The sequence below is a fragment of the Paenibacillus sp. HJGM_3 genome (assembly GCF_045062745.1).
In the GTDB taxonomy this organism is placed as follows: Bacteria; Bacillota; Bacilli; order Paenibacillales; family NBRC-103111; genus Paenibacillus_AA.
The window spans coordinates 95,947-119,940 of the sequence record NZ_JBJGED010000009.1; the positions used below are offsets into that span (position 1 = coordinate 95,947).

A 23,994-nucleotide genomic window follows, 5' to 3' on the forward strand; every position below is an offset into this window, starting at 1 on the left:
TCAATGGGAATGCGAATTGGAACCGAACAGCCGGTCCAAACCATAAACGCGTTCCAAAATAATGATAAATACGAGACTAAGCAAAATGACAACCGATGAAATGGATGCGACGAGCGGGTCCAGCGATTCCTGCATATGGCTGAAGATGGCCAGCGGCAGTGTGGTCGTAGACGGCGAAATGAGGAAGAGCGAAACGGTCACGTTATCGAACGACGTCAAAAACGCGAAGATCGCCCCCGACATAATCGCCGGTTTTAATAAAGGAATTGTTATGTCCCGAAACACGTGGAACGGCTTCGCGCCCATAATGTAAGCCGCGCGCTCCAACGTATAATCGAACGAGCTCAGTCCGGTCAACACAAGACGGACGACGTACGGAATCGTAATGAGCACGTGCGCCAAGAGCAGCCCGAGGAATGTCCCGGCAATCCCGATTCGCGTGAAGAACAACAGCGCCGCAATCCCGATGATGAGCGCCGGCACCGTAAGCGGCGATAGCAGCAGGCCGGTGACAACGCCGCTGCCCCGGAATTTGTGCCGGTGCAGGGCGAGTCCCGCCAGCACGCCGATCAGCGTGGAGATGACCGCCGTCAGTGCGGCCAGCTCCAGACTGAACACGAACGATTCCGTAAATTCGGGCCGGTCGAATATTTTGGCGTACCACATACCCGAGAACCCTTCGGGAGGGAAAGACAAATATTTGACCGACGTAAACGAGGTCGGAATGACGACCAGAAGCGGCGAAATGACAAACAGGACGACGATAAACGTAATGACGCCGAGCGGCGATATTTTGAGTTTCATGAGGAAAACACCTCTTTGTATCGCTTCGTTTCAATTAGCCGGGTGAACAAGGTTACCAAAACGACTGTAGATGCCAACAGAACGAACGACAGCGCGGCGCCCATCTGCCAGTTCAGCTGCGTCATAATTTTCTCGTACGCAATGACCGGAAGCACCTTCACTCCGCTCCCGCCCATCAGGGCCGGCGTAACGTAGGAGCTCATGGACAGGCTGAATACGAGTGTCGTTCCGGCCAGCATACCCGGCAGCGTCAGGGGCAGGACGACGGTGAAGAACGTACGCAGCTTGCTTGCGCCGAGAATGCCCGACGCCTTGTACAAGGAGCCGTCGATCTGATACAGACTGGTGGCGATCGCCAACACCATGTAAACGATAAGCGAGTCGGTCAGGCCGATCACGACGCCGAGCTCGTTGTACATCAGCTTGAGCGGCTGCTCGATCAGTCCAAGCTTCGTCAGGAAATTGTTGATCAGTCCTTTTTCCCCCAGAATGATGACCCAGCCGAAGTTGCGGATGACGACGCTGACCAAATGCGGCGCGATGATCAGAAAGGTGACGATTCCGCGCATTCTGCTGGATGCCTTGGCCATGTACATGGCAACCGGATAGCCTAGGATTAAGCAGACGACGGCGGTATACAGGCTGAGCTTGATCGTCCGCCATAAAATTTGCGCATAATACGGGTCCTGGAAGAAGAGCAAATAGTTATCGAACGAAAACTGCTCGTGTTTATCCTGGAAGCTCAGCGCGAGAATGTACAACATTGGCAGCAAGAAAACGCCGATGAGCACGATGAGCGCGGGTACGAGCAGCAGCAGGGCGGTTGTCTTCACACCTCGAAAACTCCCTTTCATTGCCCTTCATCCTCTCTCGGGAAAACGAACACGTCCTCGGGCGACCATTCCAAATACACTTGCTGCCCGGAGGCCAAGGTGAAGTTTTGCCGGGCGTCATGCAGCCGCACCGTTACGGTGAAAGATCCCGTCTCGACCTCGCATTCCGTATGGGCGCCTAAAAACGAGGTCAGCTTAACGGTGCCCTTCATCCGGTTGACATCGGCGGTTCCGCGGTCCTCCGTATAGAGCGCGATCGTTTCCGGACGCACATAGATCGATACGGCTTCACCAGCGGATACCTGTTGGTCACGGGAGGCGGCCCGTATCGTTCCGGCATCCGTTTTCAGCAGCAGCGCGCCATTGCTCGACGACTCGACAGTTCCGGTCATCCGGTTCGATTTGCCGATAAACGTATGCACGAATTCGGAGGCCGGACGGTTGTAAATGTCCCACGGCGTTCCGATTTGCTCGACTTTACCGTGATTCAGTACGACGATGCGGCTCGAGAGATAAAGCGCCTCTTCCTGGTCATGCGTTACGAAAATCGTCGTCACGCCGATCTCCTGCTGCAGCCGTTTCATCTCGTCCCGGAGCTCTTCGCGGAGCTTCGCGTCCAGGTTGCTGAGCGGCTCGTCGAGCAGCAAGAGCGAAGGCTCGGTCACGAGCGCCCGTGCGATCGCGATCCGCTGCCGTTGTCCTCCGGACAGTTGCTTCGGATATCGGTCCGCGAGATGAGGGAGCTTGACGATGCCGAGTACTTTGTTCACTTTGTCGGCGATTTCCGCCTTCGGCACTTTCCGCAGCTTCAGCCCGTACGCGACATTTTCGAAAACCGTCATATGCGGGAAGAGCGAATACGTTTGGAACACCATCCCCAAGTCCCGCTTATTCGACGGCACGCCGTTCATCCGTTTTCCTTTAATGTACAGCTCACCCTGATCCGGCTCCAAAAAGCCCGCGATCATATTCAGCGTCGTCGTCTTGCCGCACCCTGAAGGGCCGAGAAAGGTGACGCATTCCCCTTTCTCGATTTGAATATCGAACCGGTCTACGACGATGTTCGCACCAAATTTTTTCTGGATGTTTTTCAACTCGACGTCAATTTGTTTGCTCACGAGGCATCACCTTATTTTCCGACTTTTGTCGCTACTTCCCGGTTGAAGCGGTCGAGCCACTCCGGCGTCTTTTGACCGACTACTTCCAGGTCGAACGTAACTACTTTTTTGCGGTCGAAGTCCAGCTTTTTGGCAAGATCATCCGGAAGCTTGACCGGAACAGCCGGGTTATAATAGAGCTTGCTGCCATACAGGGTCTGCACTTCGTCGGTCAGCAGGAAGTCGATGAACAGCTTGGCTGCGTTCGGATTCTTCGCGCCTTTGACGATCGTGGCGACGTTCGGCACGAGATTCGCGCCTTCCTTCGGAATGACGAACTGCAGATTCAGCCCGGCGTCTTGCTGCACCAAGCTTCTAGCCATCGTCCATGTCGTATAGGCCGCCGTCTTGTTCTGCATATCCTGCTGCAGCTGCGCGGACGACTTCGCGAACGTCGGCATGTAGCCTGCGATCGTTTTCAATTTCTCGAAGCCGGGATCGATGTTTTTCTCGGACCCGCCGTTCGCATAAGCGAGCATGATCATCGCAGAGCGGCCGAAGTTACTGGAAATTTCCGCGATACTGATGTTGCCCTTCATCTCCGGCTTGGCCAGATCGTTCCACGACTGGGGAACCGGCAGCCCTTTGGCTTTGACCAGATCGGCGTTGTAGGAAATGCCCATCGGCGTAAAGTTGACCGCCACACCGGACGTATCCTTCACTTTGAGCTCCGGACTTACTTTCTTCATATTCGGGATATCGCTTTCAGAAAGCGTGTCCCATAATCCTTCCACGCGGCCGCCCTCTTGCTCGCCGCCTTCGATTACCGTTACGTCGATTTGCGGGGAAGCTTTTTGCGCTTTTACTTTGGCCACAATTTCCGTAGATACGCCGGACACGTACGTCAGCTTCACATCGGGGTATTTCTCATTGAACTTTTTGAAAATCTCGTCCTTCATCAGTTGTTCGACCGTAGCCCCGTTGCCTGCGACGACCAGCTGCTTCTCCGGTGTCAAGCCAGCCGGCGCGGTTCCTCCCGACGTACCTGTCTGATCTCCTGCCTTCGGCGCGCTCGAGCCGCACCCGGCGAGCAAGGAAGCGCTTATAGCAGCGACGGAAAGAAGAGTACCCCATTTTTTCATTGATGATTCCTCCAGTGGCGTTAGTTATGTTCACATTTTAGTATTGTTCACTATATGTGAACGTTGTTTACTATACGTGAATATGATACAATTCTAGCATGGTACTTGTTTGGCTCGCAATACATTTTTGCGTTTGATTATGATACACTAGCTAGGAAAATTTAGGAGTTCGGCGCGGTTGCCCGGCGAGGAGACAGGAGCTTCATTATGGACAATCATCTATCTTCCGTGAAAAACAGCTGCAAGTTGTTGAAAGTGTTTCTGGAATCCGGCAAGGAACTCGGCGTCAGCGAATTGAGCCGGCAGCTTCAGCTTTCCAAGGGGGCCGTGCATAAGCTGCTCATGACGCTGGAGAGCGAAGGTTTCATTAAACAAAATCCCGCCAATAAACAATATTCCCTCGGATACACGCTCTTAGAGCTCGGGAACCAGGTGCTGCGCAACCACAACTTGGCGGACTTTGCCAAACCGTATCTGCATAAGCTTGCGGATCTCACGCAGGAGTTCGTCTGCTTGTGCGCGAGAGACCAATACGAGGCCATCTATGTGGACAAAATCGAATCGAAATATCCGATTCGCTTCAATGTCGACGCCTATAGACGGTTCCCGCTGTATGCTACATCGGCGGCCCGTTCGATTCTTGCTTTTCGCGACCAAGAGTTTGTGGATCACGTCTTGTCCGAGGAAATTCGCACTTTTACCGCTTATTCCATGAAGAAACCCGAAGAGATCAAGGAACGGCTTCGCCGCATCCGCGACAACGGCTACGAAGTGAGCTCGAATATGCGCAATGTCGGCGTAACCGGCATCGCGGCTCCGATCTACGATGCGGACGGTTCCGTGAACGCCTCGATCAGCATGATCGGCCCTACGGACCGAGTGCAGCCCTTTTTGGACGATTTCATCCGGCATGTCGTGGACATTACCCAGGACATTTCGCATCAGTTGGGGTACCGGGGGAAAGCGAATTAGAGGCTAGATGAAAAACAGAAGGCCGAGCGAATTCGCTCGGCCTTCTATTTTGTATTCTATGTATAAACGTTGTTCGCTATGTGTGAAAGTCAAGGCTTGATGTTGCGAAACAGCCTGAGAGTTGGTCGGTCTCGTCGTCTGATTCGGTTCAGTCCGGCTCTTTCGCCAGAGTTAGTCGGTCTCATAGGCTGTCGATTAATTGTGGATGGCTCATCGGACCGATACAAACGCGCTCTAGTTTGATTTCACCAACTTACAGAAGGCTAGATTTCATTTGGACGAACTCTAGTTCGATTTCGTCGAATTGGAGCGCACGTTTAGAACACGGACCTTGGAATACCGCCATTTAGTTAGGCAAAATCGAACTGCATAACGTGCACTTCCCTCAACACCGACTCTAATTGGGCAAAATCGAACTACACGCTATTCGGATCCACGATAGAGCTGCTTCCCGCCAAACAGAGGGGATACGGACCCAGTTCCCGCTAAACTCTTATACATTGACGAGCCGAGCGACCCTCCTACGGCCGAATCCAGAATCGGTTGATCACATTGCCGTCTTCCTCGGTGAAGCTCTCGGCCGGAACGCCGCCGTTGCGCACAATGGTGCGCGCCGAGGCCTCATTCGTCGAGTCGCAGACGACGAGCACGTCGCGAATGCCGAGCCCCCTCGCCTTCTCCAGGGCGAGCGCGAGCAGCTTCGTCGCATAGCCGCATCGCCGGGCGGAAGGGCGGATGCCGTACCCGATGTGACCGCCGCGCTGGAACAGCTTCTCGGTCAGCCGGTGCCGAATGTTGACCGCCCCGACGACCCGGCCGCTGGCGGTGATCAGCCAATAAGTAGAGTCGGGCACCCGCCCTTCCGGCAAGCGCTCGTCGGTCTCGTTCGCTAGCAGCCACTCGACCATCGCCTGGAAATCCGACGGGTCCCGGCTGATCACCCACGGCACCATATCTTCTCCGCTACCCACCCACTCTCGGTAAAACGCCATATAGGCATCCTGGTACTCTACGCTCGGTCGTACCAGTGCGACGGACTCCGTCATCTCTCTTCCCCCTACCCCAATGAAGCCGCTCCGGCCTCATCTTCTTTTCGCTGCCGTTCCACTCCATAAACCGGATGGTCGCGCCAATCGTCCGGTTCGTCCAGCGGATACACCGGCCGGTTCAGCTTGGCGAACGCCAAGCGCTTCAAGTTCGCCGAGCTGTAACCGGGCGTGTCCAGGATGTAGATGCGGCTCGAGATCCGTTCATACTCCCCCCGGAATTGGGTGGCGGACTTGACCAGAACAAGGTGCGCCTCGGCCGGTTCGAGCCCCATGCTCCGGTACATGCTCGGATCGCCGGAGAACGTCGCCCGCTCCGTGAGGAGCACGGAGAGCTTCCCCACCTCGAGCACGACGCAGCGCCCCATGGAGCACTCGGTGTTCTTGGCGTAGCCGCCCTTCAGGGAGAAACGCCCGTCGCCGATGCGCCGGACGCGGCCTTCCACAGCGAGCGGCGCGCCGAGCGGGTGCGGATTGCCGCTCGTCGCCTTGTACCCAACGGTGACCCGCACCGTCTCGCCGACGCCCGCCCGGATCGCGGCCGCGACTGCTTCGGCATCGACGACGGTGACGAGGCAACTGTGCGTGCGCCAGAGCCCGCTCTCCACCAAGCCGCGCAGCACGGCGTTGCTGTCGCCGATCGAGCCGGCGCTCGGGCTGTCGGCCGAGTCCGAGACGACGATCGGCCCAGCGCCAGCCGGAAGCCGACGGACCTCGTCGACGATGTCCGCCACCCGGTGGAGCGCGATGCCGAACGCCTCGCGCTTCCGCCAGAATATGTCCGCGAGCCGCTCCGCTTCCCGGATGGCGGCCTCCTTCCGGCGGACGTCGCCAACGACGACGACGGAGCAGCCCATCTCCTCGATGTCCAGCCAAGGCTGGACCGGGAAGAGCGACGTGATCAGCGCGTCCCCGCTCGCTTCTCCGCGCTGGGCTTCCGCCCACAGCTCGGCGAACGGCCCGTGGCTGGACTGGCTGTTCTCCGCCGGCACGAGCAGCGGCAGCTTCCGCATAGCGACGTAGGGCTGCACGTCCCCGCGGATCGCGGCGAACAGGAGCCGGGCCGAACGCCGGCCGGTCTCCGCGAAGTCCACGTGCGGATACGTCCGGAAGCCGACGAGGCCGTTCACGTGCCGCACGAGCCGCCGCGTGACGTTCGCATGCAGATCGAGGGAGACGACGAGCGGGATGTCCCAGCCGGCAACCCGGCGGATGAGCGAGACGAGCTCGCCCTCCGGATCGTCGGCTCTTTGCGCCACCATCGCCCCGTGCAAGGCCAAGTAGATGCCGTCGCACGTCCCCGCCTCGCTCAGCGCAGCCTCGAACAAGCGCTGCACCTCGGCCAGCAGCACGTGGAACGACTCCTCCGTCATCGTCCCCGAGGACACCGCGTTCGCCGACAGGACGGGAACCGTCTCCACGCCCTGCTCCTCTGCCGCCTGCAGGAAGCCCCGGAGCTCGTTCTCCGTCTTCACCGATCGGATCGCTTCCCCCGTCACCCAGTGATGCCGGCGGAAATCGTCCATCGTGCTCACCATCGGGCTGAACGTGTTGCTCTCCATGATCACACTGCCGATCAACACTTTCATAACGCAGCTGCCTCCCTTTTAACCGCTTATCCCGCCGCCCACTCCAGCAGCGTCACGCTGTAGGACGGAAGGAAAAAGCCGACCTCCGATTCTCCGGCAGGCTCCACAACGATCTCCTTGCGCAGCTCGAGCCGGTGGTCGTCGTCCACGGCATAAATCCGCACCCGCTGCCGCTCCGGCAACCCGCCGAACCGGATCGTATGTACCCGAGCGTTGCCGCCGAAGCTGCTAACAAGCGCCGCGCCGCCGCCTTCCATGTTCAGCCCGGCCATAGCCGCAACGCGCGCCGTCTTCTCGTTCACCATCGTCAGCACGCGGTCTGGATACTGCATCATTCTTTGGAACGCTTTGAAAGTGTAATACGTTTTCTGAGGCACGCCATGGTAGTCGAACAACCCGCAGAATAAGGCGGTCGGCTGGCCGTCGTAGTAATTGGCCGCATCGACCGGAGCGTCTTGCAGCAGCGTCAACACCGTGCCGGTGAAGGCGGCGCCCAGCGCGCTCTTCTGCTTGTCGAAGTTGCTCTTCCTTGCGTATTCGTTGCCCCGCAGCCAAATTTTCGTAAAATCGCTCTCCAAATAGTTCCACTCGTTCAAATGGCTCTCCGTGCTCGTGTATCCGCGCTTATCCAGCTCGTTCCGGACGTGATGCGCATGCTCGACGATTTTCATAGGATCCGCCGTATAAGTATGCCAGGTGAAGAAGTCAATCGGCAGCCGCCGTTCCTGGCAATAGTCAAGGAAATCGGTCAAAAACGGAAGCTTGGGCCGCGCCGCCGCGTATCCCCCGACCTTCAGGCTCGGATCGTACGCGCGAATCGCATGAACGGTCGCTTCATACAGCTGGAACAGCTGCAGCGGAGTCCCGGACCACATGCGCTCGTCCAGGTCAGGCTCGTTCCACACCTCCCAGTACCGAATGTTATGGTGGAAGCCGTCCGCCCAGCCGTCATTGTAGTGCCGGATGATGTTCACGCAGATTTGCGTCCACTTGGCGTAATCCTGCGGCGGATGCACATAATGCTTGCGTTTCGTATGCTCGATGCTCTCTCCTAACCGATAAACGATCTGGGCGCCGGTGTCGAGAATCGTTTGCAAATACTCATCCGTTCGAGTGAAATCGTAGCTGGCCGGATCCGCCGCATCTTTGGTGAAGTCAGGGAAAATCGTATGAATGTCGCACTCCCACGCATGCGGCCAGTTCGGGTCGTGAATGCGGACGAGCGGGATCCCCGCCTCGATATAGTAGTCGGTAACGTCTATGAGAGACCCGTAGCAGACCGGTCCGTTGTTGACCCCGTGCAGCGGCTTTATCTTGCCGGCGGGCCGGTCCAGGTGAATGGTGATGTCAGTCATACGTGCAGACCTCCTGGTCTTGTAAAATTCACTTAGTCATCCCTTCGTCATCGCATAATGGTCGCGATATTCCTGCGGCGTCTGGCCGAACTCTTTCTTGAACACTTTGATAAAATAAGGCGTATTCAGGTAGCCGACCTCCGCCGTAATCTCGTAAATTTTGTGATCGCTGTGCTTGAGCAGCCGGACCGCCTTCTCCATGCGCACCTGGTGCAAATATTCCTTCAACCCTTCGCCCGTCTCCAGCTTGAACACCTTCGACAGGTAGACGGGATGCAGCCCCACCTGATCGGCAAGCACGTGCAGCGAGACGTCGTCGGCCAGATGCTCGTGAATGTACGCCTTCACATGGGCGACGACCGACGCCCGCGAGCTGCGGGTGTCCTCCGTCTTCTCGCAGGACAGCTGGCGGCACAGGCCGAGCGCCCATTCCTTCATCCGGTGAACCGACAGCAGCGCACGAAGCTCCGGGAGACCCTCCGGTTCCCCGATCCGCTCCATCAGCCGGGTCAGCGTCTCTCCGTTCGCGTGCGCGTACCGGTAACAGCCGAAGGCGATTGCGTGGTAGAGCTCCGTCAGAAGCTCCGGAGAATCGTTCCACACTTGATCCAGCTCCTCGAAGCTCATCTCCAGCTTCATGCCGGCTTCCTCCCACCGCCCCTCCTCGAGGAGATGGTTCAGGGAGGGAGGTTCGTGCAGCGCCTTCAGGCTGGGCACGTCCTGCTTCTCGAGCGGGTCGTCCGCCTTCATGATCAGTCCGATGTCTTTGCCAAGCCTCCGGCGCATGAGCAGCAGCGCGGACTGGTAGCTCGCGGCGATCTCTTCCGGGAACCGCGACGGACTTCCGATGGCGAGCGAGATGTCGCCGTTCAGATACCGCATCACGTTGTGCTGCAGCTGCCCGCACAGCCGGGGGAGCAGCTGCGGGCCATCCTCGGCATCCGGATCGATTCTCGGCTTCAGAGCCAGCACCAGGAATTCGTGCCGATCTCGGCACGTCCATACCGCGAAGTAAGGCGAGAACGTCTCCTCGGCCATATTGAAGATGGAATACTCCATCAGGAGCCGGTCTCTCCGATTGAACCGGGAGAAGCTGCCCTCCAGCCGGATCAGCACGAGGGTGGCCAAGTCGCCGCTTGCGAACGGAACGCCGATCATCGCCAAGCTCTCCTGGGCGTCCAGACGTCCTCCCTCCAGCACTTGAACGAGCATCTCGGCCTTGAGCGCCGGCTGATGCTCCTGCAGCAGCAAGGCCGCGCGCTCATACAGCTCGGCCTTCTCCTCCTCGCGCTTCAGCTTCCGGATGACCGCGCTCACCGAGTGGATCAAGCTCTCGTCGCTGACCGGCTTCAGGAGATAATCCGCCGCCTCCAGCTGAAGCGCGCGTTTAGCATACTCGAACTCGCCGTATCCGGTCAGGAAAATCACTTGTGTCTGCTTCGAAAATTTCCGGATTTGCTCCACGAGCTGAATCCCGTCGAGCCCCGGCATGCGGATATCGGTGATGAGGATGTCGACGACGTGCCGCTTGACGAGCTCGAGCGCCTCCTGCCCGGAATAGGCGCGGAGCACCTCATCGACCTCCAGCTCCTCCCACGGCATCGTGTGGGCGATCGTGTTCACTACGGACGGTTCGTCGTCGACGATGAGCAGCTGATACATCTAGGTCCCCTCCCCGGTTATCATGATGATGGCCACACGTACGCCGCCGGTCGCGCCGGGAGAGAACAAGAGCCCCGAGCCTTCCTTGAACGTAAGCTTCACCCGCTGGTTGACATTCCACAGGCCGAACCCGTACCCGCCGTCGTCTTCGCTCTCGCTGCGGTTCACCGACTTCTGCAAGCGGGCCAGCTGCTCCGTCTCCATCCCTACACCGTCGTCCTCCACGAACACCCGGTATTCGCCAGCACCGGGTCCGACCTCGCCCCAGATGCGTACGGTACATTTGCCGTTTTTGGGCTCGATGCCGTGCAGGATCGCATTCTCCACCAAAGGCTGCAGGATCAGTCGCGGAATGATAAGCCCGTTCATCGCTTCGGGCATGTCGATTTCATAACGGATCCGCTGCATGCGCAGGTTCTGGATCTCCAGGTAATTCACGATCACGGACAGCTCCTCGGAGAGCGTCGCGGATTGCTTGCCCAGCCGGGTCGTATAGCGGAAATACTCCCCGAGATTAAGTGCCATCGCCACGACGGACTCTTCGTCGCCCATCCGGCTCATGTTTTTGATGTAGAACAAGCAATTGTACAGAAAATGCGGGTTAATCTGCGACTGCAGCTGCTTCAAGACCGCCTCCCGCGAGCGCAGCTGCTCGGCGACGACCTTCTCGAGCAAATCTTGGATCTGCTCCGTCATCTCGTTGAACCGGTCGATGAGGAAGCGGAATTCCGTTCCTCCCTGCGTCTTCACCCGGGACCCGTAGTCCCCGCGCTTGATCCGCTGCACATGCCGGACGAGCGCCTTGATCGGCACCTGCACGTTCCGGTACAGCATGTAGGACGCGGCTACACTCAGCAAGAGCAGCAGGATCGTCGAGCCGTAGAACAGGTTGCGGGTCCGGGTGACAGGCTTCAGGATGTTCTCCATCGGCACCGAATCGACCAAATACCAGCCGAGGTTGTCCATCCGGATGTAGCTCGCGAGCGACTTGCGCCCGTTCATCTCGGCCTCGAAGTGTGTGCGGGCGTTGTCCAGGCTTTGACCGCGCAGGCTGCGGATCAGATCTTCCGCCCCCGACCGGTTGAGCGTCCGGTTCGCGAGGATGCCATACTCCGGATGATACAGGAACGGATCGCCCTGCCCGTCGGCTTTGTATTGATCCAGCATATTTTGCAGGTAAGAGACGTCGAATGTAGTCCGGACGATGAGCTTGGCCGAATCCGGATCCTCGTAGGCCGTGATGGGGGACACGGAGTACCAGACGAAATTTTTGCCGCCCTTGGTACCCGGGGCGTCCATGTAGCGCCAGCCTTTCGCGACTTCCTTCAGCCAGCGGTCGTCGTGGATCTCAACCGACGTGTTGTCCGTCGAGACGATCTCGTTGGTCAAGCGGGAATACACCGTAATGTCCGACAGCCAGCCGCTGATGCTCGACTGCAGCGTCAGGTTGTCCAGAATCATGCGCAGCAGCTTCTGCCGGTCGTAATTCGAGCCGGACAGCTGGCGGAACTCGAGCTCCCGGATCGAGGCGTCGTTCGACATCGCGATCGAATTCATGGACAGCTGGTCGATCTTCGCTTCCATCTGCTCATGGAGGAATTGCAGCTTGTTCAGGTTGTTCTTCTTCATGCCTTCCTCAATGACATGCACGGCCGTCAAGTTCGACAGGGCGAACAGCAGGACGACCGGCACGAGCAATCCCATGATCATGCACACGATTTTCGTGAAGATCGTAACCTTCTTATCCACGCGTGAGCCGCTCCCCTCATGTAGTAGGACTCCGATAGTTCTCCCTGTAGCCTTCTCCCACGAGGGGGCCGGTTCCTGCTTGCTCCCGCGATGCGGGCAAGGGGCTTCATTGCCTCATGAAAGCCCCTTGTCTTTTCGTGCGCTTATTTTTTGCTTACGCTCTTGTACCAGTCGTTCACTTCCTTCGTAATCGCGTCGCCGCCCTGGGACTTCCATGTCTGGACGAATTTATCGTAAGAGTCGACCGGATCGTCGCCGAACACGATTTTACTGAACGTCTCCATCTCCAGCTTGTTCAAGTAGTCGCCCTTGTCGGTCATCGTTGCGGTAGAGCCGCCGGTGTAGGCGTTCATGAGGCGCCGGTCGCGCTGCTCCCAGACGTTGCTGGACGACTGAATCTCGATCGGCGGCGCGAGCTGCGACCAGTACCGCTCGTAGGGCGTTTCGGGCTTGCCGTTTTTCGCCAGGTTGACTAGCGCTTTGATGTTCTGAGACGGAATCCGAGGTCCTTGCGTCATGAGCAGGCTGTAGAAGAACACCCGGACGCCGCCCCCCGGAATTTTGGCCAAGTCGGTCGTGACCTTGCCGTCGACCATATCCCAGTCATACCCTTTCGCCCACCCGTTCTCGTATTCGCTGCCCGCCTTCGGATCGGCGAAGTTGTCGAACAGGAAGTTGCCGTAGGTGAAGAAGGCTTCCGGGTTTTTCATTTCCTTATTGATGAAGACAGCCCCGTTGTACGGATGAGTGGCAAAATAAGTGCCTTTCCCGCTCGGCCCTACCGGGAGGGTGAACGTCTGGAGCTCGGCCTTCGGATCGTTCTTGGTCAGGTCGCCCATCGGCCAAGCCTCCGACCAATACGGCCCCGTGAAGCTGCCGGCGCGCCCGGCGGAGACGAACGAACCGGCCTTGGCTTCGTCCCAGACCGGAGCTTCCTTCGGAATGTAGCCTTTGGCCACCCATTCCTTCAGCTTCGCCAGCCCTTCCTTCACGCCCGGCTGGATCGAGCCGTAGGCGAGCGTGCCGTCCGGCTGCTTCTGCCACATGCCCGGGATCGCGCCGTACGCGCCGAACAGCCAGCTGACGCCGAAATGGTTGGCGTACGCCTTCTTGAACCCGACCGAGAGGCCGAACGTGTTCTTCTGCCCGTCGCCGTCCGGGTCCTGGTTCGTGAACGCGTCGAGCAGCTTCTCGTAATCGGCGATCGACTTCGGCGCCGAGAGGTTCAGCTTCTTCATCCAGTCGCCCCGCACCCACATGACGGGATCGTTATTGTAGTCATAGTCGAGCGCCGGGATGCCGTACCGCTTGCCGTCCTTCGAGAATTCGAACCAGACGGTAGGATCTTCGGCCATCGCCTTCTTCCACGACTCGCTCGCATATTTGTCGAACAGCGCGCCGGCATCTTGGAATCGGCCCGATTCGATCAGCAGGCGGGCCATCTCTCCAGTCGCGTGCACGACGTCCGGCATCGGCTCGTTCGCCGACAGCGCCAGCTTCAGCTTCGTGTCGTAGGCGCTGTTCGTGTTCACGACGGACCAGAACGTCTTGATCTCGATGCCGAGCTTCTCCTTCGCCCATCGCGTGTGGACGTTGTCCTCGATCGTCTCGCCGTTCTTGAACGTGGCCGCGCTCGGTACTCCACGCACGGTCGTGATCGTCACGGGAGGGTCGTACTTGCCGCCTGCCTGCTTCGCGGGTGTGGCCGGGTCTTGCTTCTTGCCGCTGTCGCTTCCGCCACTGTCGCCGTTCCCGCCGGACGAGCAGGCGACGGACGTGCCGGCCAGCGCTATCGTGAGCGCCGCTACGAGAAGTCGTTTGCCTTTTACATGCACCGTGCTTTCCCCCTGTAGGTTAAGTTTGGGCTTACAACCAAATCGTATAGGATGCGGAAGATGAGGGAAATAACACATTGTTAACCAGTAGTGTGCTTTTCTCAACATTGTCGAAATCGCTTTACAAAGCGTTAACAAAGCTTTGTTACCGCCTTCATAAAACACTATACCCGATTAAGAAAACGGTATATAGGGGAAATTGCCGCTGTGCTACACTAGGGGCGACTGCCAAAATGTTCATCTACCCCACAAAGTGAAGCGATCCTCTGAAGCTTATTCCTGTTACTTTGCGGGGGCCCCGGGATTAACAAGCCAAATAACCAAAAGAGGTGTAGCGTCAACTACCCACCGCCTACGCTAACGATTAGAGGCGGGGGCTTGTAACTGCCCGGAAGTGCAAGCGCCGTCAGGCTCCTTCCTTCATGTGGCGTTACTATAGGCAGGTTGACAACTGCCCAACAGCACAGGTCATGCCTGTGCGGTTACTCCGGCGATGTACTCAATTCCTTTTCGCTGGAGATTCATAGCGCCAATACGATCATCGTTGGACGTGTATCCGCAAGTCTTACAACAAAACACATGCTTTCTTTTGTTACGATTCGCCTTCTCCGTGTGACCGCACTTTGGGCAAGTTTGAGAAGTGTAACGCGGATCGGCGGTAATCACTCTGGAACCGGCTATCATGGACTTGTACTCCAGCATTTTGCGCAGTTGGTAAAAAGACCAAGACACCGTTACGTAGCGGTCTATGATTCTCACACGCTCCGTTGCGAGACGAACACCGGTCAAGTCTTCGATAACAAAAAGAGTGCCCGCTCCATATCGATCGACGAGTGCCTTACTGACCGAATGGTTAACATCGGTCATCCAACGGTTTTCTCGTCCTCCGATCCGCTTCAATTTTCGGCGAGCCGAAGCTGTCCCTACTTGTTGCAGCTGCTTACGCATGTGTTTGTACTTGGATCGCTTCTGCTTTATAGCTCTTCCGTCGAAGAATAAGGATATACCTTGAGAGTCATAACTGACGGCGACAAAGTTAATGCCCATGTCAACACCGACGACTTGATTCGTATCATATTCAGAGGCACCGTGCATTTCCTTCGTCATCGGAATATGCAGAAAAAACTTCCCATATTTGTTGACGAGTTTGGCGGTTCCGAAAGACCAAGAACCGTCGAAGAAACGTTCCATCCCTTTCGTTTCGAAAGGCACCTTTATGCGTCCGTCAAGGGTATTGATCGAAAACAATCCATTGGAAAGAGAATAGTCTCGATTCCAAACAAGATCGTACTGCGGCTTCTTGAATTGTGCTTTCGTCCAGCCATGACCGTTACTTTTCATGGATTGGTATTTTGCAATTACCGTTTTCATGACGGACTGAGCCATTTGAGAACGAAGAGAGCCCATCACGATACGAATCAAACGTACATCGTAATAATTCAATTTGTTCTGGCGTTGGATTAATCTTCATTTTCGCTGTCATTGTCATTTGCACGATGATCACCTCGCTCTCACTAAGTCAATCCTATCAAAGATTTAGTGGGATTCAATCACAGAAAGGAGGAGGCAGGAGAGAATGTCGAATGCTTGAGGGTGATGTACCCCACCGCATTCGAAGCGCATTCCTCCCCCACCTAAGAGGTTCGGGGTATCCTGCACCAATTTGATGAACTCACTTACTCACCCGGAGGCTGCGCCTCCTCGCACGCTGAGGAAATCGGTCCGGTTTCGGCTCCGCAAGACATGGATTTTCCATCTCATGCTCCTGCCAGCCGTCGTGTTGGCGTTCTTATTCCACTATCTCCCGATGTTCGGGGTCGTCATCGCTTTCCAGGATTACAAACCGTACCTGGGCGTCACCGGCTCGGACTGGGTCGGGCTGAAGCATTTCGCCGCGATCTTCGACCGGCTCGACAGCCTGCAGGTGATCTGGAATACGCTCTTGATCGCTTCGCTCAAAATCGGGTTCATGATCGTCGTGCCCGTGGCGTTCGCCCTGCTGCTGAACGAGGTTCGGCGGATGGCGTTCAAGCGTATCGTCCAGACGCTCGTGTATTTGCCGCATTTCCTGTCGTGGGTCATTATGGGCGCCATACTCGTCGATCTGCTGTCGCCTGAGGGCGGCCTCGTGAACCGCGTGCTGCAGGGCTGGTTCGGCTTGCCTCCGATTTTTTTCCTGGGCGACGGCGACTGGTTCCGGTTCACGGTTGTGACGAGCGAGGTGTGGAAGGAATTCGGCTTCAGTACGATCATTTACCTGGCCGCTCTGGCCTCGATCAACCCGGAGCTGTATGAAGCCGCGGAAGTCGATGGCGCTTCGAGGTGGATGATGACGCTGCATATTACGCTTCCCGGCCTCGTGCCGATCATGACCGTCTGCGCGACCTTGTCGCTGAGCAGCATCCTGAGCGCCGGGTTCGACCAGATCTACAACCTGTACAATCCGCTCGTGTACGACAAGGGCGACATTATCGACACCTACGTGTACCGGGTCGGCATCCTCAGCCAGAAGCTGAGCTTCGCCACGGCGATGGGGTTGTTCAAATCGGTCGTCAGCTGCATCCTCATTCTGTCCGTCTACCGGATTGCGCTCAAGACCGCCAACTATCGGATTTTCTAAGGAGGCCCTCCCTTGTATCATAAAACGTTCTCATACCGCGTGTTCAGCGTCTTCAACTATGTGTTCCTGGCCGCCATCGCCTTTCTCTGCGTGCTGCCGATTGTGCATACATTGGCCGTGTCCTTCAGCGGGCGCGCGCCGGCCAACGCCAACCTGGTCGGGCTCGTCCCGATCGATTTCACCCTCGACGCGTACAAGAAGACGCTGTCGAACGCGAACTTCCTGCACTCGCTGTGGGTGTCGGTCGAGCGTACCGTGCTCGGCACCGTCATCACGATGATCGTGATCTTCCTCGCCGCCTATCCCTTGTCCAAGGACTCGCTCGTATTCCGCAGCCGAACCTGGTACTCGTGGTTTTTCGTCCTGACGCTGCTGTTCGGAGGCGGGCTCGTGCCGACGTATATCGTCATCCAGAAGCTCGGGCTCATGAATTCGCTGTGGGCGCTCATTCTCCCGGGGGCGATCGACGTGTGGCTGCTCGTGCTGCTGCTGAACTTCTTCCGCAGCATTCCGGCCGCGCTGGAGGAGGCGGCGCTGATCGACGGGGCCGGACAGCTGAAAATTCTCGCGCTGATCTACATCCCGCTATCCTTGCCGGCGATCGCTACGCTGTCGCTGTTCAAGATGGTCGGCCATTGGAACGCCTGGTTTGACGGTTTGATTTACTTGAAAAGTATAGATTCGTACCCGCTCGCCACTTTCCTGCAGACAATCCTGATTCAGCTCGATTCCACGCAGCTGTCGTCGCTCGGGCGGGAGCTGGAGAACATCTCGAACAACACCGTGAAGGCGGCGCAAATTTTCATCGGCGCGCTGCCGATTCTGATCGTGTATCCGTTCCTGCAAAAGTATTTCGTCAAGGGGATGGTGGTAGGGTCCGTGAAGGAGTGAGGGAGGCGGCGGAATCTCTCAAGGTGAAGGATGTTCTGGAGACGCTTACGAAGGGGACTCACGGGCGGTGAAGGTGAATTCCTCCCCCTTTTATGCGCATTTCAGAGGTAAAGCGGTATCCGAGGGGGAAATCCTCCCTCTCTTACTCGAGATTTGGGAGGATTGCTGTGAAAAGGCTCTAAAGAGAGGGAGCTATTCCCCCTCGTAAAGGCAAAATAGCGATCTCGAGCCCAAAGTGAGGGAGGTTTTCCCTCTGGCAATCCGCGATTCGGACGCTGGCTTCTCGCGAGCAGTCTAAGTGGGATATCCCCCCTTAGAGCTCACCATTCTTTATGCTGGCCGGCTCCCCTTCACCCAACTGCTCCTCATGAAACCGGAACTCTCCATAGGTCCAATAGCCGCGCTGAACGGTGCCGTCCGCGCTTGTTTTGACACCGTAACCATGCTCCATGCCGGATTCCCAAGCACCCTCGAACCGGCTGCCGTCCCGCCATTCGTAGACTCCGTGCCCGTGGAACAAGCCCTCCCGCCAATCTCCCCGATAACGGTCCCCATTCGCGAACAGCTTTTCCCCGGTCCCATGCTCTTGATCCCGCACCCACGTCCCGGTGTATTTGGTGCCGTCCGCCCAGCGATATAGCCCGATTCCATGCTTCAGTCCGTTTGCGAACTGTCCTTCATAGGTTTCCCCTTCCGCCTCGGCGAGGCGATAGGCGTTCTCGACTTGCTCCACGAACTCAGCGGGAACTTGATTCCCCTCGATGCCTACCTCGAACTTGGCCTGCTGCCCCGACCCGGATCCCGCCCGAACGGCTATGGCCGACCCAGACGCCGATGCCGCCAAGTGCATGGGCATAGCTACGTAATCTGAATTTACATAAGTCTTGTAATACCACCCGGCCAAGTCATACAATGCAAACCATAACGCCTTAACCTGTAACGCGTCCATCACCAGCTCGCTTTCTCTTGGGTCCAGCAGCTCCAAACGTTTCAAAGCTACTCCTAGATGCGCGGGAATCAGCTCGTGCCGAAGGAGACGTTCCAGCCGATTAAGGGTGTCGGTCTCTCCGCCATCGACTTCTTCATGAGCCGCGATTTGCTGAATGAACCACTGGCCCATCGGCTGCATATGGGTTAACGCGAGCCGCAGATCCACTTCAACCGTACGCTCGGCTTGATAGGCTTGCCGGTAAAGCTCCGGAAAATCCACGCGCAGAAACTCAAACATGGAACCACTCATCCTTACTCCCCCTCTTAACGAAGTTGGTCGTCGATCAGCTCAAGCAGCCATGGCCGTTCGCCGGGAACGTTCTCCCGCAGCCGCGCCGCCGCAACAGGCAGCAGCCAAGCGTTGCAATCATTCTCATCCACACCAGCCAACCTGTAATATTCATCCAGGTAGACACGGTTCAACTGCTGCTTCATCTCCTGAATGAGGGTTCCCGTTATCCCTTCAGGCGTGCCAGGAGGTACGTAAGGGGACAAAAACATGAGCGAAGTCCGCGCCACATCGCCGAGCGGATCCCCCGTCGAAGCATCTACCCAGTCTATGGCGACCGAGGACGCTCCAGTATATAAAATATTGTCCGGATGGAAGTCCCCATGACAAACTCGATCTCCTTCGGGCAAAGCATCCAGCCAGTGAAGTACGGGGTTCAACCGCTCCTTTAGCAGCTCCTCCGACTGCTTGATCGCACCGGCCAGACGATCTTTTTGCCGGGGCAGTCCGGCTGCCGAACAATGGTGGATGCTATAATGAAGACCAGCCATCTCGGTGGCGAACCTTCGCCATTCATCAGGGGACTCGAGCATCCATTCCCGCAGCATCTTCCCCGGCATTCGCTCGTACAATAATCCCTGTCGTTCGTCCACCTCTACCAGCTCGAATACGCCGGGAGCGGGAACACCTGCCGCTTGAACCGCACTTCCAACCTTCGCTTCATAGCGAATCCAATCGAGCGGATAGCCTGGCTGGTACAGCTTCACCACCCGGTCCCGGTCCGGTCCCCACTCATACACTTCCGCGACTCTGCCTTCTCCGATTTTGGCTCCTAACATTTCGGACTCCTCTCCCGCAACTTGATCCGTCATTCCCTCGTCTAAAAAATAACAAGAGAGGGGGCGGTTCCATTGGCAATTCGTATGAAAATGTTACGCGCAATCAGTCTTATGGCGGTCCTGACCAGCGTGCTGGTCCTCCTGCTCACCGGATGCAACGATCGGCCCCCGATGCTTACGATCAAAGGCGGCAAGCAGTCCGTGCTCGTCAAGCAAGGCACATATAGCTGGCGTTACCTTACCCGACACGTCATCGCCGATTCGCCCGACCCGGCGAACATGATCAAGCTTCCGGACGAGGCGACTCGTCTAGCGCCTGGAACCGAGCTCAGCCTCCTGTTCGGGCGCCAGCCGAAGAAGATGATGCTTTCTCGCTGGGAGGGCCAAAAGGAGCTCGGCCAGGAGCCGCTCGACAAGAACTCCTACACTCTGCCGACGGAACCCGGCACTTATTTGTACTCCATTCGAGCCGAATGGAGACAAGGAAGCTCGATGTATGCTTTTGCGGTAAGGGTTGAATAACATGACATTCGTCGTCGCGCGTAGGGATTCCTTTTAATTTGTAGCATGCTGGCCCCAATGGCTTTAGTTTGATTTCGCCTACTTACATCCAGACCGATTCATTCAAGCCGGGCTGTAGTTCGATTCTGCCGAGTTAGAAGCCGAGTTGGCGGGATGGTTGTCACATAACAATCTTCCAATTAGGGAAAATTGAACTACGGGCATAAAAGCTACACTCGGGCATGTCTATAAGCTGGCAAAATGGAGTTGCATCCATCACACGAATGCTAGAAAGCCCACCAGCACCCATGCCAAAAATAAAAAGCCGCAATGCTCAGGGCATAAGCCCGCTTTGCGGCTGCTACTTTAGCTGGTATGCGATTAATTTTGCATGACGAAATCTTTGTCCACCGACGCCGTCTCATCGTCGAACATGCGCAGAATTTCGTAGCGCGTGTTGCGCTGCGCCGGAATTTTGCCCGCTTCGCGGATGAGCTGCAGCGTCGAGCCGATGTTGACCTTGTGCGTCGTCCCGGCGGCCGATACGACGTTCTCCTCGATCATCGTGCTGCCGAAGTCGTTGCAGCCGTAATGCAGCGACTGCTTGCCGACCTCCGGCCCCATCGTCACCCAGGACGACTGGAAGTTCGGGATGTTGTCGAGCATGAGGCGGCTGATGGCGACGGTTTTCAGATACGCCTCGGGTCCGAGCTTCTCTGCCTTCAGATTCGTATTGTCCGGCTGGAACGTCCAGGAGATGAACGCCAGGAAGCCCTTCGATGGATAGCCGTTCCGGATGCATGCGTCCTGCGCGTCGCGGATGCGGAGCATGTGCAGCACGCGCTCCTCCATCGATTCGCCGAAACCGATGACCATCGTGCCGGTCGTGTTCATCCCGATTTTGTGCGCGGTCGTCATCGCTTCCATCCAATCGGTCCAGGAGCCCTTCTGCCGGCTGATCTTGCGGCGCGTCCGGTCGTCCAGAATCTCGGCGCCGCCGCCCGGCAGCGAATCGAGTCCGGCCTCGTGCAGCTGACGGATGACTTCCTCTAGCGACAGGCCTTCGGACACGTCCTTCATCTTCCAGATCTCCGCCGGGGAGAACGAATGCATCGTAATGCCCGGGAACCGCTTCTTGATCTCCCGGAGCAAATTCGTATAGTAGCTGAACGGCAAGTCGGGGTTCGTCCCGCCCTGCATCAGAATCTCGGTCCCGCTGACATCGATCGTTTCCTGAATCTTCTGGAAAATAACCTCGTCCGGCAGCACGTACCCTTCTTTCGAGCCCGGAGGCCGATAGAACGCGCAAAACCGGCAGTACACGTCGCAAATATTCGTATAGTTCACATTCCGCCCGATCACGAACGTCGTCACCGGCTCCGGATGCCATTTCAGCATGATCTGGTTGGCCGCGGCCCCCAGCTTCTCGATCTGATCGCTCGCGTACAGCTCCAGCCCGTCCTCCAGGCTCAGCCGCTCGCCGGCTACCGCCCGCGCCAATATGCGGTCCACTTCACTCATCGTCGGTTCCTCCCTCGATCTCGTCTCATTCGTCTATCGTAACACAATCGCCCCCCCGGAGTCATTAGCGCAGGGAGCCGGGATATGACAGCATTGGTACAATTGGCGTAACGCGTCTCTTGCGAAGAGGCCGCGTTGTGGCTATAATAGCCTGTAATTGGAAATCCTACAAAGCATCGAAGAGAAAGAGTAGCGGGATCAGGGTCTTTCACCAGAGAGCTCCGGCAGGTGAGAAGGAGCAAAGTTCCGTCCGGCGAACATGGTCTCTAAGCTGTGCACCGAACCTTGCGCGAGCAGGCAGTAGGCTGCAACGGGCGCTCCCGTTACCGAGCTAGAGTATAACCGTGCTAGGAGGGGATTCCCTGCCTTGACGGCGTACTTGAAGAGGTCCATGCCGCGAGGCGTGGGCGAATGAAGGTGGTACCGCGTGAGTAATGCTCTCGTCCTTTTGTGGATGAGGGCTTTTTTGTTGTTCCCAAAAAAATGAACGGAGGGATGAGCAATGACGATTTTTATTGGCGGGGCTTGGCCCTATGCCAACGGTTCGCTGCACTTGGGCCGGGTGGCGAGCTTGCTGCCGGGGGATGTACTGGCGCGGTACTACCGGCTGAAGGGAGAAGAAGTTTTGTACGTGTCCGGCAGCGATTGCCACGGGACGCCGATCGCCATTCAAGCGGAACGGGAGGGCGTAACGCCCCAAGCGATCGCGGACCGGTACCACGAGGAGTTCGTCGACGGGTTCCGCCGGCTCGGTTTTACCTACGACCTGTATACGCGGACGGACGATCCACATCACCACGCGGTCGTGCAAGAGCTGTTCCTCGAGCTGCTGAACCGCGGCGTCCTGTACCGCAAATCCGTGGAGCAAACTTATTGCGAGTCGTGCACCCGCTTCCTGCCGGACCGCTATGTCGAGGGACAATGCCCGAATTGCGGGCAGCCGGCGCGGGGCGATCAATGCGACGCCTGCTCTACCCTGCTCGATCCGCTCGACCTGCTCCACCGGACGTGCAAGCTGTGCGGCCATCACCCGACCACCCGGGAGACGGAGCATTTGTTCCTCGCCCTGTCCCGGTTCCAAGAGCAGCTGGAGCGGGAGGTCGAGCAGGCGGCTCAGGCCGGCGGCTGGCGCGACAATGCTCTGCAGCTCACCCGCCGGTACCTAAGCGAGGGGCTGCAGGACCGGGCGGTGACCCGGGATTTGCCTTGGGGTGTCGATGTGCCGGTACAAGGCTTCGAAGGGAAGAAAATCTACGTCTGGTTTGAAGCCGTGTGCGGCTACTACTCCGCCAGCCGGAAGTGTGCGCTCGAGCGAGGCGAGCCGCAGGCGTGGGAGCGGTTCTGGTCGGACGATACGACCGCCTACTACGTGCACGGGAAGGACAATATCCCGTTCCATACGCTCATTTGGCCGGGCATCCTGCTCGGCGCAGGCGGCCTGCACCTGCCGGACCGGATCGTCTCGAGCGAGTATCTCACCCTGGAGGGCAGCAAGTTCTCGACGAGCCGCAACTGGGCCGTCTGGCTTCCCGATCTCCTGGAGCGGTACGACCCCGACTCAATCCGCTACTTCCTGCTCATCAACGCTCCGGAGAAACGGGACAGCGATTTCTCGTGGCGCGAGTTCATCTACAGCCACAATGGCGAGCTGCTCGGCGCGTTCGGCAACTTCGTAAACAGGAACCTAAAGTTCCTCGAGAAGTCATTCGGAAGCCAAGTCCCGGAGGGGCGCACGGACGAACGCATCTGGCAAGCGCTCGCGGACTTGTATGCCGAGGTCGGCGTCCTCATCGAGGCTGGCAAGCTGAAGGAAGCGCTCGAGCGTCTCTTCGCCTTCGTCCGCAGCGCCAACAAGTACTTCGACGAGCGCCAGCCGTGGGCGAAGCTGCACGAGGACCCTGCGCATTGTCGGGATACCTTGTACACCTGCGTGCAAATCATCGCCAATCTGGCGCAGCTGCTGGAGCCGTTCCTGCCGTTCGCCTGCGCGAAAATCCGCACGTATCTGGGCATCGCCGCGCCGTGTTGGGGCTTCGCCGAAGTCTCGTCCGGCACGCCGTTGGCGCCGTCGGCCCCGCTGTTCGAGCGGCTCGACGTCAGCCGGATCGAGGAGGAAGCCGCGCGGCTGCGCGCCGGGCCAGTGGGAGGCGAGTAAGCCTCATAGAAAAGGAGCTAAAGGGGAACGGCAATCCGCTATTCGTTCTAAAAGCAGGGGTTCGAGAACGTGAGCGGAACGTGGTTCCCTTAATCCCCTCCAATCCGGGGTAGTCGGCGCCGAATGTGTGTAATAAGGGAATGTGGTTCCCATCGCCTCTTGAA

General features: G+C 57.6%; 18 protein-coding genes, 1 pseudogene and 1 other annotated feature. Of the genes and pseudogenes, 5 read left to right on the forward strand and 14 right to left on the reverse strand.

What is annotated here, in order from left to right; all coding sequences use genetic code 11:
* The 4 genes from ACI5FR_RS12430 to ACI5FR_RS12445 are packed head-to-tail and all read right to left on the reverse strand — an operon-like array spanning position 1 to position 3,876.
* The gene (locus ACI5FR_RS12430; RefSeq protein ID WP_405454829.1) at positions 1-804 is read right to left on the reverse strand and encodes an ABC transporter permease; all 804 of its coding nucleotides are present in this window, start codon (positions 802-804) and stop codon (positions 1-3) included.
* Positions 801-1,658, reverse strand: coding sequence for an ABC transporter permease (locus ACI5FR_RS12435; RefSeq protein WP_405454830.1), 858 nt, complete (start codon positions 1,656-1,658; stop codon positions 801-803). Before ACI5FR_RS12435 ends, ACI5FR_RS12430 begins: the two co-directional genes overlap by 4 nt.
* Complete coding sequence (locus ACI5FR_RS12440) at positions 1,655-2,755, reverse strand: ABC transporter ATP-binding protein (RefSeq protein ID WP_405454831.1); 1,101 nt, start codon at positions 2,753-2,755, stop codon at positions 1,655-1,657. Before ACI5FR_RS12440 ends, ACI5FR_RS12435 begins: the two co-directional genes overlap by 4 nt.
* A gap of 11 nt (positions 2,756-2,766) precedes the next feature.
* A complete protein-coding gene (locus ACI5FR_RS12445) occupies positions 2,767-3,876 on the reverse strand; it encodes an ABC transporter substrate-binding protein (protein WP_405454832.1) in 1,110 nt (369 codons plus the stop codon).
* A gap of 207 nt (positions 3,877-4,083) precedes the next feature.
* Here ACI5FR_RS12445 and ACI5FR_RS12450 point away from each other — a divergent pair, with 207 nt between their 5' ends.
* Entirely contained in the window at positions 4,084-4,848 is a 765-nt protein-coding gene (locus ACI5FR_RS12450) for an IclR family transcriptional regulator (protein WP_405454833.1), read from the forward strand.
* 521 nt (positions 4,849-5,369) lie between these two features.
* On the opposite strand, the gene ACI5FR_RS12455 is transcribed toward ACI5FR_RS12450, so the two are convergent.
* The 7 genes and pseudogenes from ACI5FR_RS12455 to ACI5FR_RS12485 form a co-directional block, all read right to left on the reverse strand.
* Positions 5,370-5,894 (reverse strand): GNAT family N-acetyltransferase, encoded by a 525-nt coding sequence (locus ACI5FR_RS12455; protein WP_405454834.1) that lies wholly within the window; start codon positions 5,892-5,894, stop codon positions 5,370-5,372.
* A gap of 11 nt (positions 5,895-5,905) precedes the next feature.
* Positions 5,906-7,483 (reverse strand): M81 family metallopeptidase, encoded by a 1,578-nt coding sequence (locus ACI5FR_RS12460; RefSeq protein ID WP_405454835.1) that lies wholly within the window; start codon positions 7,481-7,483, stop codon positions 5,906-5,908.
* Positions 7,484-7,509: 26 nt separating this feature from the next.
* Positions 7,510-8,838 carry a GH39 family glycosyl hydrolase gene (locus ACI5FR_RS12465; RefSeq protein WP_405454836.1) on the reverse strand — a complete coding sequence of 443 codons (1,329 nt, stop codon included), beginning with the start codon at positions 8,836-8,838 and terminating at the stop codon, positions 7,510-7,512.
* Between the two features lie 36 nt (positions 8,839-8,874).
* Positions 8,875-10,500, reverse strand: coding sequence for a response regulator (locus ACI5FR_RS12470; protein ID WP_405454837.1), 1,626 nt, complete (start codon positions 10,498-10,500; stop codon positions 8,875-8,877).
* Positions 10,501-12,249, reverse strand: a complete 1,749-nt coding sequence (locus tag ACI5FR_RS12475; RefSeq protein WP_405454838.1) for a cache domain-containing sensor histidine kinase — start codon at positions 12,247-12,249, stop codon at positions 10,501-10,503.
* A gap of 143 nt (positions 12,250-12,392) precedes the next feature.
* Positions 12,393-14,084 carry an extracellular solute-binding protein gene (locus ACI5FR_RS12480; RefSeq protein WP_405454839.1) on the reverse strand — a complete coding sequence of 564 codons (1,692 nt, stop codon included), beginning with the start codon at positions 14,082-14,084 and terminating at the stop codon, positions 12,393-12,395.
* A 468-nt stretch (positions 14,085-14,552) separates the two neighbouring features.
* Positions 14,553-15,579: pseudogene (locus ACI5FR_RS12485) on the reverse strand (RNA-guided endonuclease TnpB family protein).
* A 264-nt stretch (positions 15,580-15,843) separates the two neighbouring features.
* Here ACI5FR_RS12485 and ACI5FR_RS12490 point away from each other — a divergent pair.
* A complete protein-coding gene (locus tag ACI5FR_RS12490) occupies positions 15,844-16,704 on the forward strand; it encodes an ABC transporter permease (RefSeq protein ID WP_405454840.1) in 861 nt (286 codons plus the stop codon).
* A gap of 12 nt (positions 16,705-16,716) precedes the next feature.
* Complete coding sequence (locus ACI5FR_RS12495) at positions 16,717-17,595, forward strand: carbohydrate ABC transporter permease (protein ID WP_405454841.1); 879 nt, start codon at positions 16,717-16,719, stop codon at positions 17,593-17,595.
* Between the two features lie 313 nt (positions 17,596-17,908).
* Here the strand turns inward: ACI5FR_RS12495 and ACI5FR_RS12500 are convergent, their stop codons facing one another.
* Positions 17,909-18,835, reverse strand: a complete 927-nt coding sequence (locus ACI5FR_RS12500) for an MORN repeat-containing protein (protein WP_405454842.1) — start codon at positions 18,833-18,835, stop codon at positions 17,909-17,911.
* Positions 18,836-18,849: 14 nt separating this feature from the next.
* Entirely contained in the window at positions 18,850-19,653 is an 804-nt protein-coding gene (locus ACI5FR_RS12505) for a phosphotransferase family protein (RefSeq protein WP_405454843.1), read from the reverse strand.
* A 72-nt stretch (positions 19,654-19,725) separates the two neighbouring features.
* Between ACI5FR_RS12505 and ACI5FR_RS12510 the strand changes: the two genes are divergently transcribed.
* Positions 19,726-20,175 (forward strand): hypothetical protein, encoded by a 450-nt coding sequence (locus tag ACI5FR_RS12510; RefSeq protein ID WP_405454844.1) that lies wholly within the window; start codon positions 19,726-19,728, stop codon positions 20,173-20,175.
* 360 nt (positions 20,176-20,535) lie between these two features.
* On the opposite strand, the gene mqnC is transcribed toward ACI5FR_RS12510, so the two are convergent.
* Entirely contained in the window at positions 20,536-21,675 is a 1,140-nt protein-coding gene (gene mqnC / locus ACI5FR_RS12515; protein WP_405454845.1) for a cyclic dehypoxanthinyl futalosine synthase, read from the reverse strand.
* 167 nt (positions 21,676-21,842) lie between these two features.
* Positions 21,843-22,126 (forward strand) — a binding site (T-box leader).
* Positions 22,127-22,177: 51 nt separating this feature from the next.
* Here mqnC and metG point away from each other — a divergent pair.
* Positions 22,178-23,830, forward strand: a complete 1,653-nt coding sequence (metG, locus tag ACI5FR_RS12520) for a methionine--tRNA ligase (protein ID WP_405454846.1) — start codon at positions 22,178-22,180, stop codon at positions 23,828-23,830.
* Positions 23,831-23,994 lie beyond the last annotated feature (164 nt).